Origin of the sequence: Mammaliicoccus vitulinus (genome assembly GCF_029024305.1) — a bacterium.
Lineage (GTDB): Bacteria > Bacillota > Bacilli > Staphylococcales > Staphylococcaceae > Mammaliicoccus > Mammaliicoccus vitulinus.
Genome location: NZ_CP118974.1, coordinates 542,158 through 556,125, shown reverse-complemented (window position 1 = coordinate 556,125; position 13,968 = coordinate 542,158). Strand labels below are relative to the sequence as shown.

The 13,968-nt window shown below is 33.3% G+C and carries 11 protein-coding genes; 6 read left to right on the top strand and 5 right to left on the bottom strand.

The features are described 5' to 3' along the window. Nucleotides 1-58 precede the first annotated feature (58 nt). From PYW35_RS02600 to fdhF, 4 genes are all read right to left on the bottom strand, one after another. Nucleotides 59-1,186: an FAD-dependent monooxygenase gene (locus PYW35_RS02600; RefSeq protein ID WP_016912162.1), complete on the bottom strand. Its 1,128-nt coding sequence runs from the start codon at nucleotides 1,184-1,186 to the stop codon at nucleotides 59-61. Nucleotides 1,187-1,295: 109 nt separating this feature from the next. After that, complete coding sequence (locus PYW35_RS02595) at nucleotides 1,296-2,063, bottom strand: N-acetylglucosaminidase (RefSeq protein ID WP_016912163.1); 768 nt, start codon at nucleotides 2,061-2,063, stop codon at nucleotides 1,296-1,298. Between the two features lie 313 nt (nucleotides 2,064-2,376). Beyond that, nucleotides 2,377-2,847 (bottom strand): helical membrane plugin domain-containing protein, encoded by a 471-nt coding sequence (locus PYW35_RS02590; RefSeq protein WP_016912890.1) that lies wholly within the window; start codon nucleotides 2,845-2,847, stop codon nucleotides 2,377-2,379. After that, on the bottom strand, nucleotides 2,847-5,786 hold the full coding sequence (gene fdhF, locus PYW35_RS02585; protein WP_103322662.1) for a formate dehydrogenase subunit alpha: 2,940 nt from the start codon (nucleotides 5,784-5,786) through the stop codon (nucleotides 2,847-2,849). The genes PYW35_RS02590 and fdhF overlap by 1 nt, the downstream gene beginning before the upstream one ends. A gap of 221 nt (nucleotides 5,787-6,007) precedes the next feature. Between fdhF and PYW35_RS02580 the strand changes: the two genes are divergently transcribed. Next, nucleotides 6,008-7,453, top strand: coding sequence for a carbon starvation CstA family protein (locus tag PYW35_RS02580; RefSeq protein WP_016912892.1), 1,446 nt, complete (start codon nucleotides 6,008-6,010; stop codon nucleotides 7,451-7,453). Between the two features lie 214 nt (nucleotides 7,454-7,667). Here the strand turns inward: PYW35_RS02580 and PYW35_RS02575 are convergent, their stop codons facing one another. Continuing rightward, the gene (locus PYW35_RS02575; protein WP_103322661.1) at nucleotides 7,668-8,201 is read right to left on the bottom strand and encodes a PadR family transcriptional regulator; all 534 of its coding nucleotides are present in this window, start codon (nucleotides 8,199-8,201) and stop codon (nucleotides 7,668-7,670) included. A 118-nt stretch (nucleotides 8,202-8,319) separates the two neighbouring features. On the opposite strand from PYW35_RS02575, the gene PYW35_RS02570 reads away from it, so the two are divergent. The 5 genes from PYW35_RS02570 to PYW35_RS02550 all read left to right on the top strand — a co-directional run bounded on the left by PYW35_RS02570 (nucleotide 8,320) and on the right by PYW35_RS02550 (nucleotide 13,662). Next, the gene (locus PYW35_RS02570) at nucleotides 8,320-8,835 is read left to right on the top strand and encodes a phenolic acid decarboxylase (protein ID WP_182475353.1); all 516 of its coding nucleotides are present in this window, start codon (nucleotides 8,320-8,322) and stop codon (nucleotides 8,833-8,835) included. Between the two features lie 302 nt (nucleotides 8,836-9,137). After that, the gene (locus PYW35_RS02565; RefSeq protein ID WP_103322660.1) at nucleotides 9,138-10,430 is read left to right on the top strand and encodes a D-serine ammonia-lyase; all 1,293 of its coding nucleotides are present in this window, start codon (nucleotides 9,138-9,140) and stop codon (nucleotides 10,428-10,430) included. Nucleotides 10,431-10,433: 3 nt separating this feature from the next. After that, nucleotides 10,434-11,366, top strand: coding sequence for a DMT family transporter (locus tag PYW35_RS02560; RefSeq protein WP_016913084.1), 933 nt, complete (start codon nucleotides 10,434-10,436; stop codon nucleotides 11,364-11,366). A gap of 24 nt (nucleotides 11,367-11,390) precedes the next feature. Then, nucleotides 11,391-11,852 carry an NUDIX hydrolase gene (locus PYW35_RS02555; protein ID WP_103322659.1) on the top strand — a complete coding sequence of 154 codons (462 nt, stop codon included), beginning with the start codon at nucleotides 11,391-11,393 and terminating at the stop codon, nucleotides 11,850-11,852. Nucleotides 11,853-12,189: 337 nt separating this feature from the next. Next, a complete protein-coding gene (locus tag PYW35_RS02550; RefSeq protein ID WP_016913086.1) occupies nucleotides 12,190-13,662 on the top strand; it encodes a catalase in 1,473 nt (490 codons plus the stop codon). Nucleotides 13,663-13,968: the final 306 nt, after the last annotated feature.

The window sequence follows — 13,968 nt, the reverse complement described above, 5'->3', positions numbered from 1 at the left end:
TATTTAAAACAAAAACTGGTGAGCAATCATTTTCTACAATGATCACTCACCAGTTTTTTTATTTTAATTTAGCTTTCTGTAAAAATCTCACTTTTCTACTTAATGATTTTGATGACAATTTCTTCAACATTTTATTTCTTATTTTGATCTTCAACGTGCTTGAAGTTTGTGCAGATTTGCCAATCTTTCTTGATTTCAAAATCACCTTTTTAGTATGTTTCGTTCTGATTTTATCATAACGTGTTAAAGCAGATTCAATATCTCTATCACTTATTAAGTTTGTTAAAGTTACAGCATCTTCTATAGCTTGTCCTGCACCTTGCCCCATATTCGGAGTCGTAGCATGAGCTGCGTCGCCTAACAAGACAACTCTACCTGATACAAATGATTTTAAAGGTACTAAATCATACATATCATGTTGCAGTATACCTGTTTCTTCTTGAGCGTCTAATACTTTTCTCACTTCATTAGGAAATTGATTAAAGTATGCTTGCAAATGTGGTTTTTCAAATGATTTAAATTGCAGATCATTTTCTTTAGCATTCATCGTGCAGAACCAATATAATTCGTTATCTTTTAAAGGTACAATTCCAAATCTACCTTTATGCCCCCAATATTCTAAAGCTTCATCTTGTTCAAGATTTAATTTTTCATTTACGACACCTCTAAAGCAAGTGTATCCTGCATATTTAGGGGTGGATTTAGGATAAATATTCGTTCTAACAACTGAATGAATACCGTCAGCTGCAATAACTAAATCGAATTGTTCTTCAACACCATTTTCAAAATAAAGACGTACAGAGTCTGGCGTTTGTTTAAACTCTGTTAATTTATGATTTAATAAAATACGCTCTTTAGGCACGTGTGTTTTTAAAATCTCATGAAGTACATTTCTATGAATTGTTACATTTAGATTGTCGTCTTGATTCATCATTAAGGCATTTAGAAATTCATCTAAATCAGATTTAATTTCTATTTTTCGTAACGATTGACCTTCTTGTTCAATAGCATAAGCCATTTTGTATTGTTTCAGTGCTTTTAACACATTGCTTCCAATGCCTACACCAGCACCTACTTGATCTAAATTATTACGCTTTTCATATACATAAACATCATGCCCAGTTTGGCAAAGTAATCCAGCAGCAGTTAAGCCACCTATGCCCGCACCAATTACAGCAATTTTCATTTTTGTTCACTACTTTCTTTGAAATAAAAGTTAATTATATAACTACATTTTAACACGAACAAGTATATATAAATAACCCCAGTTCTATTTACAGAACTAGGGTTAAAAGTTATTTGTAATAATCTTTATATATTTTCGATTTTTTTAAATCATGTTTATCGTAATAACTTTCCATTATCTGACCTATACTTGTTGCCCAATTGACATCAGTTGCATAAAGATGTTGTCCAGGATTATACGGATTCCATCTCATTTTGTATAACGTATTTTGTTCGTTATTTAGATACTCTTTCTTTACAAACTCTGCTCCCCCATGTATTGCTTTCTCTGGAGAAGTCCAACCTTTTTTACGTGCGTAACTGCTACCTGTCTCAACTGCATCTTGGTCGAAAGCACCTATACCATAAAAATTATAAAATTTCTTACCGTTGGACATTTTCACGCCACTTGCTAATTCAGAATTACCGTTACCAGTTTCTATAAAAGCATGACTCATCAAATAAATTACGTTCACATCATATTTTTCTTGAGCGTTTATAAAAGCTTTTTCTTTTCCTTTGAGGACACCTTTATCTTTCAAAATATCTTTAACTTGTTTTTCGGAAATATCAACTTTCTTAGAAAGGTCCATGAATTGTAAATCTGTTTTACTTTTTTCAATATCCATGTATTTATCTATATCTTTTTTATCAGCGTACACAAACTTATTATCCTTTTGTGTCACAGCAGGAGAGTCACTCTGCGTATGAATTTCAAGCGCTTCTTTATAAGTATGTGTTTGATGTTCCTTAAAAAATGGAGACTCAAAAATAAATAGTAAAACAATAAAAATAATAATAATAACGAGTCCTAATATTAAAGAAAACCTATCTTTCAAAAAGTTAATAACACTCACACCTTTTCTATTTATATAAGCAATGTTACTGTTTAAACTTATCTTATATTTTCTCACATTTCAATAAAATAATATATGAGACTATAAATATGCTCACGAAAGTATAATGATTTTGTAAAGTGCATGCTTGCCTGGGGGTATGGCTCGAGCCTGTAGTCTCTCACACATACTATTCCCCCGGGCGTCCGCACTTTACAAAATCAGAAATATAAAATCACCCAATCCGAAGATGATTCCAACGGATTGGGTGATTTATTTTAAGTTGAGATTTATATCCTAAACGCTTCAAAAATATTTATTCTGTTCTACTCATACCCTTTAAGAAATTAAGCAGTAACGTGACACTTTGATTAATTTCTGGGTCTTTCAATGCGCCTAACAAATCTGTTACTGACGTTTTTTTGTTCGGATTTGCTCGGTTGGCAACTTTCATGCCGTTATTTATTCTTTTCACAAATGTTGAAGTTTCTTCTATATCTAATTCTCCTAGTAAAAATAACACTTGGCCAAGATTGCTCAAAATGCCTTCATATTGTTCTTTATTGAGTTCTGTTACTAAATTTCCAGTTATGACTTTTCTTTGTACAATTGCTGCATGAACTGCATCTAATGCTTGGGCTTCTTCGAGTGCATCTAGAATATCAATCCCTTTTTCTATCGCCAATTTACGTTCAGCTAATTGTTCTTTTATTTCATTAATATTCTCTTCGACTTTATATGCTTTACTTTTATTAATACGTTTAATGACTTTAACTCTTTCAGCCATTACGCATCGCCACCTTTACCTGGGAATGTGTAGCTTGATTGATTCCATTTATCTTGAACCCTCACGCTAATTTGTGGCTGTCTAGTTCCAAAACGCGAGTTATGTTTAGGTATTGGAGACTCACCTTTTTTGCTGATCACTTCTAATTTAGCGTAATTATCTTTATATGCAGGTGTGTTCGTATCTTTATCTACATCACTATCGGTAATAAAGTTTGGTGCCCCTTCATTTTGGTCATTTAGTGGGATATAAATATAATTGCCTGTTACTCTATCTGTTACTTGTACATTCACTTCCGTAGTGCCTACTTTAGATGTTATTTTCACTCTCGCACCATTTTCTATTCCATGTTCTTTAGCAAGTTCTTCTGAAATTTCACAGAAGTTTCTTGGTAATTTGTATTTTAAACCTGGCACTTGATAAGTCATATTACCTTCATGAAAATGTTCTAACACACGTCCATTATTGACATGTAATGACATTTCCTCTGTCTGTTTAGATTCAATATTGAATTCTAATGGGTAAAGTTTAGCTTTGCCATCAGGGAAATTAAACCTTTCAGTATATAATAACGGTGTATCTGAACCGTCATCGTTCATAGGCCATTGTAAGCTGTCGAAACCTTCTAATCGATCATACGTAACACCTTTTACTAACGGCATTAATTCCTGAGCTTCAAACCAAATTTCACTTGGATGTTTATAATCCCAATCTACACCAAGAGACTGAGCGATTAATTGTATGATTTCCCAATCTGGTTTAGAATCACCAAGTGGTTCTAATGCTTTGTTGATTCTCTGAATACGGCGTTCTGTATTTGTAAACGTACCGTCTTTTTCTAATGAAGGCGATGCTGGTAACACGACATCAGCAAATTCTGCCGTTTTTGATAAGAATAGATCTTGTACAACTAAGAAATCAATCTTCTCAAATGCTGCTCTAACATAATTTATATTGGCATCTACCACACCTGTATCTTCACCTTTAATATACAGTGAGTGTAATTTACCTTCATGAATGCTATCGATCATTTCATGGTTATCTAATCCTCTTTCAGAGTCTAATGAAACGTTCCATGCCTTTTCAAACTTATGTCTAATTTCATCATCTGATACATCTTGATATCCAGGGAATGTATTTGGCATACTTCCCATATCGCTACATCCTTGAACATTATTATGTCCTCTTAATGGGTATGCACCCGTTCCTGGTCTCATATAGTTTCCTGTTACTAGTAACAAGTTAGAGATAGCTGTACTCGTATCACTACCGATACGATGTTGCGTCACACCCATTGCCCAACAAATGGAGAGCGTATTAACTTCTGTAATTTGTTTAGCGATATGTTTCAATTCAGCCTGACTTATACCCGTTTTGTTTTCTGCATATTCTAAAGTAAATGGCTCTAAACTTTCATAATATGTTTCAAAGTCATTAACCCATTCTGAAATAAATGCTTTATTATGCCAATCTTGGTCGATAATATATTTTGTCACTGCAGATAACCAAACTAAATCTGTTCCTGGATTAGGTTTGTAAAATTTATCTGCACGTTCTGCCATTTCATGTTTTCTAATATCAAATACATATAATTTTTGTCCCAACAGTTTATGCGCTCGCTTAATTTTACTTGCTATTACTGGATGTGCTTCTGCAGTATTTGTACCTATAGTAATGACCATCTCTGCTTTTTCAAGATCTTCTATTGAGCCTGAATCTCCACCATAACCTACAGTTCTGAACAATCCTTGTGTCGCTGGAGCTTGGCAATATCTAGAACAATTATCTACATTATGCGTACCGATAACTTGTCTCGATAACTTCTGCATTAAATAAGATTCTTCATTTGTACATTTCGACGAAGATATAAATGCTAAAGCATCTTTGCCATATTGATTTTTAATTTCAGAGAACCTATTGCTGATTACGCTTAATGCTTCATCCCATTCAACTTCTTGGAAATATCCATCTTTTCTCACAAGAGGTTTTTGCAATCTTTCTTCAGAATTCACATAATCCCATGCAAATTTCCCTTTAACACATGTTGAAATGTGATTGGCAGGAGAATCTTCATGAGGTAAGACTCTTAATATTTCTCTATCTTTCGTCCACACATCAAACGAGCAACCTACACCACAGTATGTACACACTGTTTTCGTTTTCTCAATCGTTTCTTCTCTCATAGCTGCTTCCGAATCAGATATCGCAAATAAAGGTCCATAACCTGTTTCAGCTTTTTTAGTTAACTCAATCATTGATCTTAATAAGCCTGGTTCTTGGTTGGTCATATATCCTGCTTTACCTAACATATTATTTTCCATTAATGCATTACAAGGACATACTGTTACACATTGACCACAATTGACACAACTTGATTCATCAATTGCTTTATCATTATCCCAAATTACCCTTGGTTCATTTCTTTTCCAGTCAATTGTTAAAGTTTCATTAACTTGAACATCTTGGCATACTTCAACACATCTACCACATAAAATACATTGATCAGGATCATATCTATAAAAAGCACCATAATCCTTTTCATAGCCTTTTGATTTAAATGGATTTGATTGATGTTCTAAACCAAATTCACCCATTGTATTATGAATCTCGCAATTTCCATTATTATAATCGCAAACTGTACAATATAATTCATGATGCTCAAGCACTCTGTCCAGTGCTTGCTTTTGAGCTGACTTTACTTTCTCAACTTGAGTATTTACAACCATTCCATTTTCAATCATTGTGCTACACGCACGTTGAAGTTGTCCATTGACTTCAACAATACAAGAATCACATGTTTCTATTGGTCCGAGAGATTCGTTATAACAAATCGAAGGGACAAAGGATAATTTTTGCGCTTTTATAAAATCTAAAAGTCTCATTCCTTCTTCTACAAGAAAATCTTTACCATCAATTGTTAACACTTGATGTGCTTGCATGGTGATTCCCCCTTTATTAAATTATGCCTATAAAAGCCATATTTTATAAAAAGCTTATTTATACGACTTACTTTTGATTATAATTTTGTGATTTTACAATTGCAAATAATACTCGAGAAACCTACCTTTTATAAATTATCAGAAATTTCAAAATTCTTATTGCTAGATTGCTTATTTTTTGCTAATCTATTTTTATTCTCATCTGAAAGAAGGTTTTACTAATGATTACATTTATCTCTAGTATTATCATTTTAATTTTGGGATATGTTTTTTACGGTAAATACATAGAACGTGTCTTCGAAATATATCCAGACAAAAAAACACCTGCATATTGTAAGCAAGACAATATGGATTTCGTTCCATTGCCTGCTTGGAAAGGTTGGATGATTCAGCTCCTTAATATAGCTGGACTTGGGCCGGTCTTTGGCGCAGTAGCTGGCGCTTTATACGGGCCGGTCGCATTCATATGGATTGTAATAGGATGTATTGTTGCAGGTGGTGTTCATGATTACTTCTCAGGAATGTTAAGTTTACGTCATGGAGGCGCACAGTTCCCTATGCTCGTGCAACATTATTTAGGAAAGGTTATAAGAGTATTTACAGATGTTGTTTCGGTAGTATTAATGGTGCTAGTTGCTGCTGCATTCGTTGCTGGACCAGCACAATTATTATCGAGTAAAACACCGATATCTTTCTTTGTAGCATTGATTATCATATTTACTTACTTTATACTTGCAGCAATTTTACCTATAAATAAAATTATTGGCAGAATTTATCCTGTTTTTGGGGTTATTCTAATCGTTATGGCTGTTAGTATCGCAGCTGCACTCATATTCAGTGGAAAGCATATTCCAGAAATTACTGTTCATAATCTACATCCAAAGGGTCTTCCAGTGTGGCCGTTACTAATGGTGACAATATCATGTGGTGCAATCTCCGGATTCCATTGTACTCAAAGTCCTATTATTTCTAGAACGGTTAAAAATGAATCAGAAGGTAGAAAAGTATTTTATGGCGCTATGATTTCAGAAGGTATTATCGCATTAATATGGGCAGCAGCAGGCATGACATTTTTTGGCGGTACAGAAGGTTTAGCTGCTAAATTACAATCAGTAGGACCAGCTGGTGTTGTAGATCAAATATCAATCGAGTTGTTAGGTCCATTTGGAAGCATTCTTGCCCTATTAGGTGTTATTATTCTTCCTATTACAACTGGTGATACAGCACTAAGAAGTGCAAGAATGATTATAGAAGACTTCATGAAAGGTAAAGTAAACATCAAACCAAAAGCATTAATGATTGCAGCAAGCTTTGCTGTAGGTTTACCAGCATTTATACTTTCAATGATAGATTATTCATTTCTATGGAGATATGTAGGATTTACAAATCAAATAGTAGCAACAGTCATGCTATGGGTTAGCGTTTGTTACTTATTGAGATATAGTAAGAAACATTTAGTAGCAGGCATACCAGCATTATTTATGACAGCTTCTATAAGTGTATATGTATTATATGCACCAGAAGGACTAGCTCTCCCTTATCAAACTGCATTAATCGGTGGATCAATTGTATTTCTAATAGTCTCATCATTATACGTACGCACTATATTAAAATACGCAAAACCAAATTCAATGCCAGCACCTGCAAGAGACTTATACACATCATAAAAATTAAAACTTCCGATAGAGTTTATAACAACTTTGTCGGAAGTTTTATTGTATGTTTAGGTTATACTATTTTCTATTATATTTATTATTGGTTATAAAGGTAGAATAGTTAGCGTACTTAATTATATTTTCACTATATCATTTGTAAATAAAAATTATTCATTAAGTGATGGTGGTGATAACTTAATGATTTTATTACTTCTCTATCTATTGTTTAATGATAATGGTGATTCAACCAAGCTATATGATGTTCTTCTCTTTGAATCGCATAGTCTAAAACAAGATAGTGACCATAATTATTTTCACGATTTTTTTGATTTTCAAATAATATATCACGTCGTTCTTTTAAATTCATTAACTTAGTTTTATGCAAATGAATTTGCTCTTGGAGCATGATAGGTAATATGGAATCATCTTTATCAGAAACAAAATATAGTTTTAAGTGAAATTCATTTTTATTGATTGACAGTTCAGGTGTTGGAGAAATTAGCCATTCATTTAACGATTGAAGACCTTTATGAGTGATAAAGTACACCTTTTTTTCTAACTTTTCTCCTGCTATCACTATTTTTTTATCAATTAAAGCACGTTCATTTAGTTTTTTAAGTTGGGGATAAATTTGGCTGTGATTTGCTTGCCAGAATTCTCCAATATCTTTTTCAAATGCCTTTTTAATATCATATCCAGACAAACTTTCATTTTTTAAAAGCCCTAGTAATACGTACTGCAAAATATTTTTTTGAGCCATAATACACCCTCCTTGACGATTTTTCAAAATAAGTATAACATTTGTATGTAAATAATAACATGTAATTAATTACATGATTTCTAAAGGAGAGTTTTTAATGACTAATAATTTTAATAAATTGAATGATTTTTTAGGTACACATTTAATTTATACTTATGATAATGGTTGGGAATACGAGATGTATGTAAAAAATGAAAATACAATTGATTATCGTATACATGGTGGTATGGTTGCAGGAAGATGGGTAAGAGATCAAGAAGTGAATATTGTTAGGTTAACTGATGGAGTTTTCAAAATCACATGGACTGAACCAACGGGGACAGATGTTGCTTTGGACTTTTTACCTAATGAAGGTATTATGCATGGTACAATTTTCTTCCCAAAATGGGTCGAAGAACATCCAGAAATAACAGTTACTTATCAAAATGATCATATTGAACTCATGAAAGAGTCTCGTGAAAAATACGATACTTATCCTAAATTGGTAGTACCTGAATTTGCAAAAATTTCATATGTCGCTAATGCTGGACAGAATAATGAAGACGTAGTTAGTGAAAAACCATATGATGGTATTTTAGAAGAAATAAGAAACGGTAGTTATTTTAACGAAAATTACAAACGAAATAATAAATAGAGTCATTGAATTTATCAAGTGAAGGCCCACATGATAAATAGCAAACAATCTTTATAATTTGTCCTTTACGATTTTGCAAAGTGCTGACGCCCGGGGGAATAGTATGCGTGAGAGACTACAGGCTCGAGCCATACCCCAGGCAAGCATGCACTTTCAAAATCGTAAGATTTTAAAATAAACTCAAAAAATGTTCGTTTATAAAGCACACCCTCTTAATTTATTAATAGGGTGTGTTTTATTGTATGATTAGGTTATACAATAAAACACACATAACAAAATATTTTAATAAGGAGAGATGAATCATGTCTATAGACATTCAGTCATTAAAAAATAAATTCCCTATTATTTCTAATATAGCTCGTGGAGAACAAATATTTTGGAAAAACCCAGACTATTTAAATAAATACTCTCTCCCATTTACATTGGATGATGTAGTTGATGCTGAACAAAGGTTGTCACGTTTTGCGCCATATATTGAAGAAGTTTTTCCAGAAACTCACAATAACCAAGGCAAAATCGAATCACCCGTTTTACAATTAGAACAATTCAAAGAGACTTGTTTCCCCCATTTAAAAGGTCAACTTTTATTAAAAGGTGATCATGCGTTACCTATTTCAGGTTCTATTAAAGCGCGTGGTGGAATTTATGAAGTGTTAAAATTTGCTGAAGAAACAGCTATTAAAGAAACTGCTTTTACTGAAGATAGCGACTATCGTCTTTTAGCGACTGATTCATATAAAGAACTGTTTTCAAAATATCGTATTGCAGTTGGCTCAACTGGCAACTTAGGCTTAAGTATAGGTATTATGAGCGCTCAATTAGGCTTCAAAGTTACCGTTCATATGTCTCAAGATGCGAAAGAATGGAAAAAAGACCTTCTCAAATCTAAAGGTGTAGAAGTTGTAGAGCATGTACAAGATTATGGTTATGCGGTGAAAGAAGGTAGAAAAGTCGCATTAAATGATCCATATTGTCACTTTGTTGATGATGAAGCTTCTAAAGATTTGTTTTTAGGTTATTCTGTAAGTGCCTTACGATTAAAAGAACAACTTAAAGCGATCAATATTCAGGTTGATCAGAACCACCCTCTATTTATATATTTACCATGTGGTGTTGGTGGCGGACCTGGTGGTGTCGCATTCGGTTTAAAACTAATCTTTGGTGATCATGTTCACCCTGTCTTTATAGAACCGACAGAAGCACCTTGTATGACTTTAGGCATGATTACAAAGTTACACGATGTCATATCCGTCCAAGATATCGGACTATCTGGCAAGACAATTGCAGACGGCTTAGCAGTTAGTCGTCCTTCAAAACTAGTTGGAAACATCATGACGTCTCTTCTATTTGGTTCTTGCACAGTTGAAGATAATCAATTATATCGTTATTTAAAAGCTTTAAAAGATACCGAAAATATATTTATCGAACCTTCAGCCACTTCAGGTTTTCAAGGTTTAACATATATTCATGATTTAAATTATGATACGCCAAATGCTACACATATCGTTTGGTCTACTGGAGGTAATATGGTTCCTGAAAAAGAGCAATCTATATATTACCAACAAGCTACAGATATAGAAAAAAAGGAGTTATAAAGATTGATATTATTAATTATATTAGGTGTTCTTGCTGGATTATGTGTTCCACTACAAACATCAATCAACACAAAACTAGGTGGCTATACTAAATCGCCTATACTCGCATCGTTTTACTCATTTTTGATTGGGACAATCGTGCTTATCGTTATAAATTTAATCATGAATCCACAAAAGTTAACCCCTTCATTTATGATGAATCAAGAATATTCATATGTATGGTTTACAGGTGGCTTACTTGGTGTCATATTCTTAACAGGTAATTTACTACTTTTACCGAGAATTGGTGCAGCATTAACCGTCGTCATGACTGTATCAGGCCAAATTATTATGGGAATCATAATAGACCAATTCGGATTATTTAATGCTGATGTTCATACAATAAACTTAGGTAGAATTTTTGGCGTAATGATTATGTTAATGGGTATATTATTAATGAATTACAAAAAGAAATCTGCTCGAATCATTACAACAAAGTCTCAACATACAAATTATTGGATGATACTAGGTATATTTACTGGTTGTCTGCCACCTATTCAAACTGCAATAAATAGTGCACTAAGATATGAAGTTCAGTCATTTTATTTATCTGCATTAATTTCATTTGCTATAGGTACTATCGCATTGTTCGTTCTTTCACTCGTACTTGTTAGAAGAATTAGCTTTAGTCTTACACATCCTGAACAAGGTAAAATTAAACCTATTTACTTTATAGGTGGCGCATTAGGCGTAGTATTCGTTACGACAAACATTCTATTAATGCCTGAGCTTGGTGCTGCACTAACACTTATGGTAGTTATTTTTGGTCAAATGTTAATGGGATTATTAATCGATCACTTTGGGTTGTTTAATACACCTATATTCAAAGTGACTTCAAGACGTTTAATTGGTGCAATTTTAGTTTTCGTTGGGATTGTCATACTTAAGTTATTCTAATCTTTTTATAAAGGAGGACTATAAATGGATCTTTCAATAAAATCTGGAGAAGGCATGCTGAACATTCGAGTCGGTGCTATCATCAAAGACAAATATGGTTATTGCTTTCATTACGATAAGAAACGCGATTATTATGCCTTAATTGGCGGTAGAGTTAAATATTATGAAAGTTCTGATTCTGCTATTAAACGTGAAATTAAAGAAGAGCTTGGCATTCAATGTGACAATATTCATTTTTTATCTACGATTCAAAACTTTTTTGAATATGAAAGTACGTCATATCATGAAATTTTATTTATTTATGACGTAACGATAGAAGAATCTTTAAATGATTTAAACATTCCTCACAATCAAAAAATTGATTATGTCTCTGTCAAACTTTCAGATATTCCTGAAATTAATCTTTTACCTGAAAAAGCTAAAGAAATTATCTTGAAGAAAATAGATGTCCAACCTCTATTTATAAACAGAGGTAAATCTAAATAAGATTCATTTCTATCTAGAACGCTTAATATTAGCGTTCTTTTTTTAATTAATTATAGTTCTTATAATCAATTAACAAGTTAAATTCTCATTTTCCTTTTAAAACATTAATATTTATTACATAAAATCCAAGAGATAACATAGCTGAAATCATGTGAAAGTAGCTATATAATGTTTATAATTTACACTTTTAGGATATTAAGTATAAATATAAACTGAAGTATCAAAAAGAATGTTTCGAGATTATTTATTCTTTTACTTGTCTCTTTGGGCACTTTAAATTATAATTAGTATGAAATTAGAATTATTATAATTAAGAATTCTTGAGGAGGATAATTATATGAGTAATAAATCAAAACTAACGGGACTATTTGGAGCACCTGTTTCAGATCGTGAAAATACAATGACTGCTGGAAAACGTGGTCCTATATCAATGCAAGACGTTTACTTCTTAGAACAAATGGCACATTTCGATAGAGAAGTAATCCCTGAGCGCCGTATGCATGCTAAAGGTTCTGGTGCATTTGGTACATTTACAGTAACACATGACATTACACAATATACAAATGCTAAAATTTTCTCTGAAATCGGTAAACAAACTGAAATGTTTGCTCGTTTCTCTACAGTAGCTGGTGAACGTGGTGCTGCTGAAGCTGAACGTGATATCCGTGGTTTCGCACTTAAATTCTACACAGAGGAAGGTAACTGGGACTTAGTTGGTAACAACACACCAGTATTCTTCTTCCGTGACCCTAAATTATTTGCAAGCTTAAATCACGTCGTTAAACGTGACCCTAAAACGAACATGCATAATGCACAATCTAACTGGGACTTCTGGACACTTTTACCTGAAGCGTTACATCAAGTAACAATCTTAATGACAGATAGAGGTATTCCAAAAGGTTTCCGTAACATGCATGGCTTCGGTTCACATACTTATTCAATGTACAATGACGCTGGAGAACGTGTATGGGTTAAATTCCACTTCAGAACAGAACAAGGCATTGAAAACTATACAGCCGAAGAAGCTGAACAAGTTATAGCTAAAGACCGTGAATCAAGTCAAAGAGACTTATTCAACTCAATTGAAGAAGGCAATTTCCCTAAATGGAAAATGTACATTCAAGTTATGACTGAAGAACAAGCAAGAAACCATAAAGATAACCCATTTGACTTAACTAAAGTTTGGTTCAAAGATGAGTATCCATTAATTCCAGTTGGTGAGTTTGAATTAAACCGTAATCCAGAGAACTATTTCCAAGATGTTGAACAAGCTGCATTCGCACCTACAAACATCATCCCTGGTATAGACTTCTCACCAGATAAAATGTTACAAGGACGTTTATTCTCTTATGGCGATGCGCAACGTTATCGCTTAGGTGTAAACCATTTTCAAATCCCAGTAAACTCAGCTAAAGGTGCAGCTAACGTTTGTCCATTCTCTAGAGACGGTCAAATGAGAGTTGATGGTAACTTAGGCGCTGGCGTTAACTATTATCCAAACAGTTATGAAGCACATGAATCTCAACCAGAATTCAAAAAACCAGGTTTACCAGTTGAAGGCGAATTATACGAACATGACTTCCGTGAAGATGACGATAATTACTACGAACAACCAGGTAAATTATTCCGTCTACAATCACCAGAGCAACAACAACGTATATTCCAAAATACTGCAAACGAAATGCAAGGCACGACTGACGAAGTAAAACACCGTCATATCCGTAACTGTTACAAAGCTGATCCAGACTATGGTAAAGGCGTAGCAGACGCATTAGGAATTGACATTAACTCAGTTGATTTAGAAGGTTAATATATAAAAGAGCGTAAATTCTTAAGAATTTACGCTCTTTTTATTTTATCTTTTGAGTCTTCGTGCGATATGGCCAGATTTCACTTGAATCGCACAATATCTTTTGAGTCTTCGTGCGTTTTATCCAGATTTTACCAAAATCGCACGATATCTTTGGAGTCTTCGTGCGTTTTACCCATATTTTACCAAAATCGCACAATATCTTTGAGTCTTCGTGCGTTTTATCCATAATTTACCAAAATCGCACAATATCTTTTGAGTCTTCGTGCGATATGGCCGTGAATTTATCATGTCAGACTCCACTTG

Bases quoted from the DNA above. Each gene is read 5' to 3' on its own strand.
- PYW35_RS02580 (WP_016912892.1), top strand. From the start codon at position 6,008: ATGATTACATTTATCTCTAGTATTATCATTTTAATTTTGGGATATGTT.
- PYW35_RS02575 (WP_103322661.1), bottom strand. From the start codon at position 8,201: ATGGCTCAAAAAAATATTTTGCAGTACGTATTACTAGGGCTTTTAAAA.
- PYW35_RS02600 (WP_016912162.1), bottom strand. From the start codon at position 1,186: ATGAAAATTGCTGTAATTGGTGCGGGCATAGGTGGCTTAACTGCTGCT.
- PYW35_RS02565 (WP_103322660.1), top strand. From the start codon at position 9,138: ATGTCTATAGACATTCAGTCATTAAAAAATAAATTCCCTATTATTTCT.
- PYW35_RS02590 (WP_016912890.1), bottom strand. From the start codon at position 2,847: ATGGCTGAAAGAGTTAAAGTCATTAAACGTATTAATAAAAGTAAAGCA.
- fdhF (WP_103322662.1), bottom strand. From the start codon at position 5,786: ATGCAAGCACATCAAGTGTTAACAATTGATGGTAAAGATTTTCTTGTA.
- PYW35_RS02555 (WP_103322659.1), top strand. From the start codon at position 11,391: ATGGATCTTTCAATAAAATCTGGAGAAGGCATGCTGAACATTCGAGTC.
- PYW35_RS02550 (WP_016913086.1), top strand. From the start codon at position 12,190: ATGAGTAATAAATCAAAACTAACGGGACTATTTGGAGCACCTGTTTCA.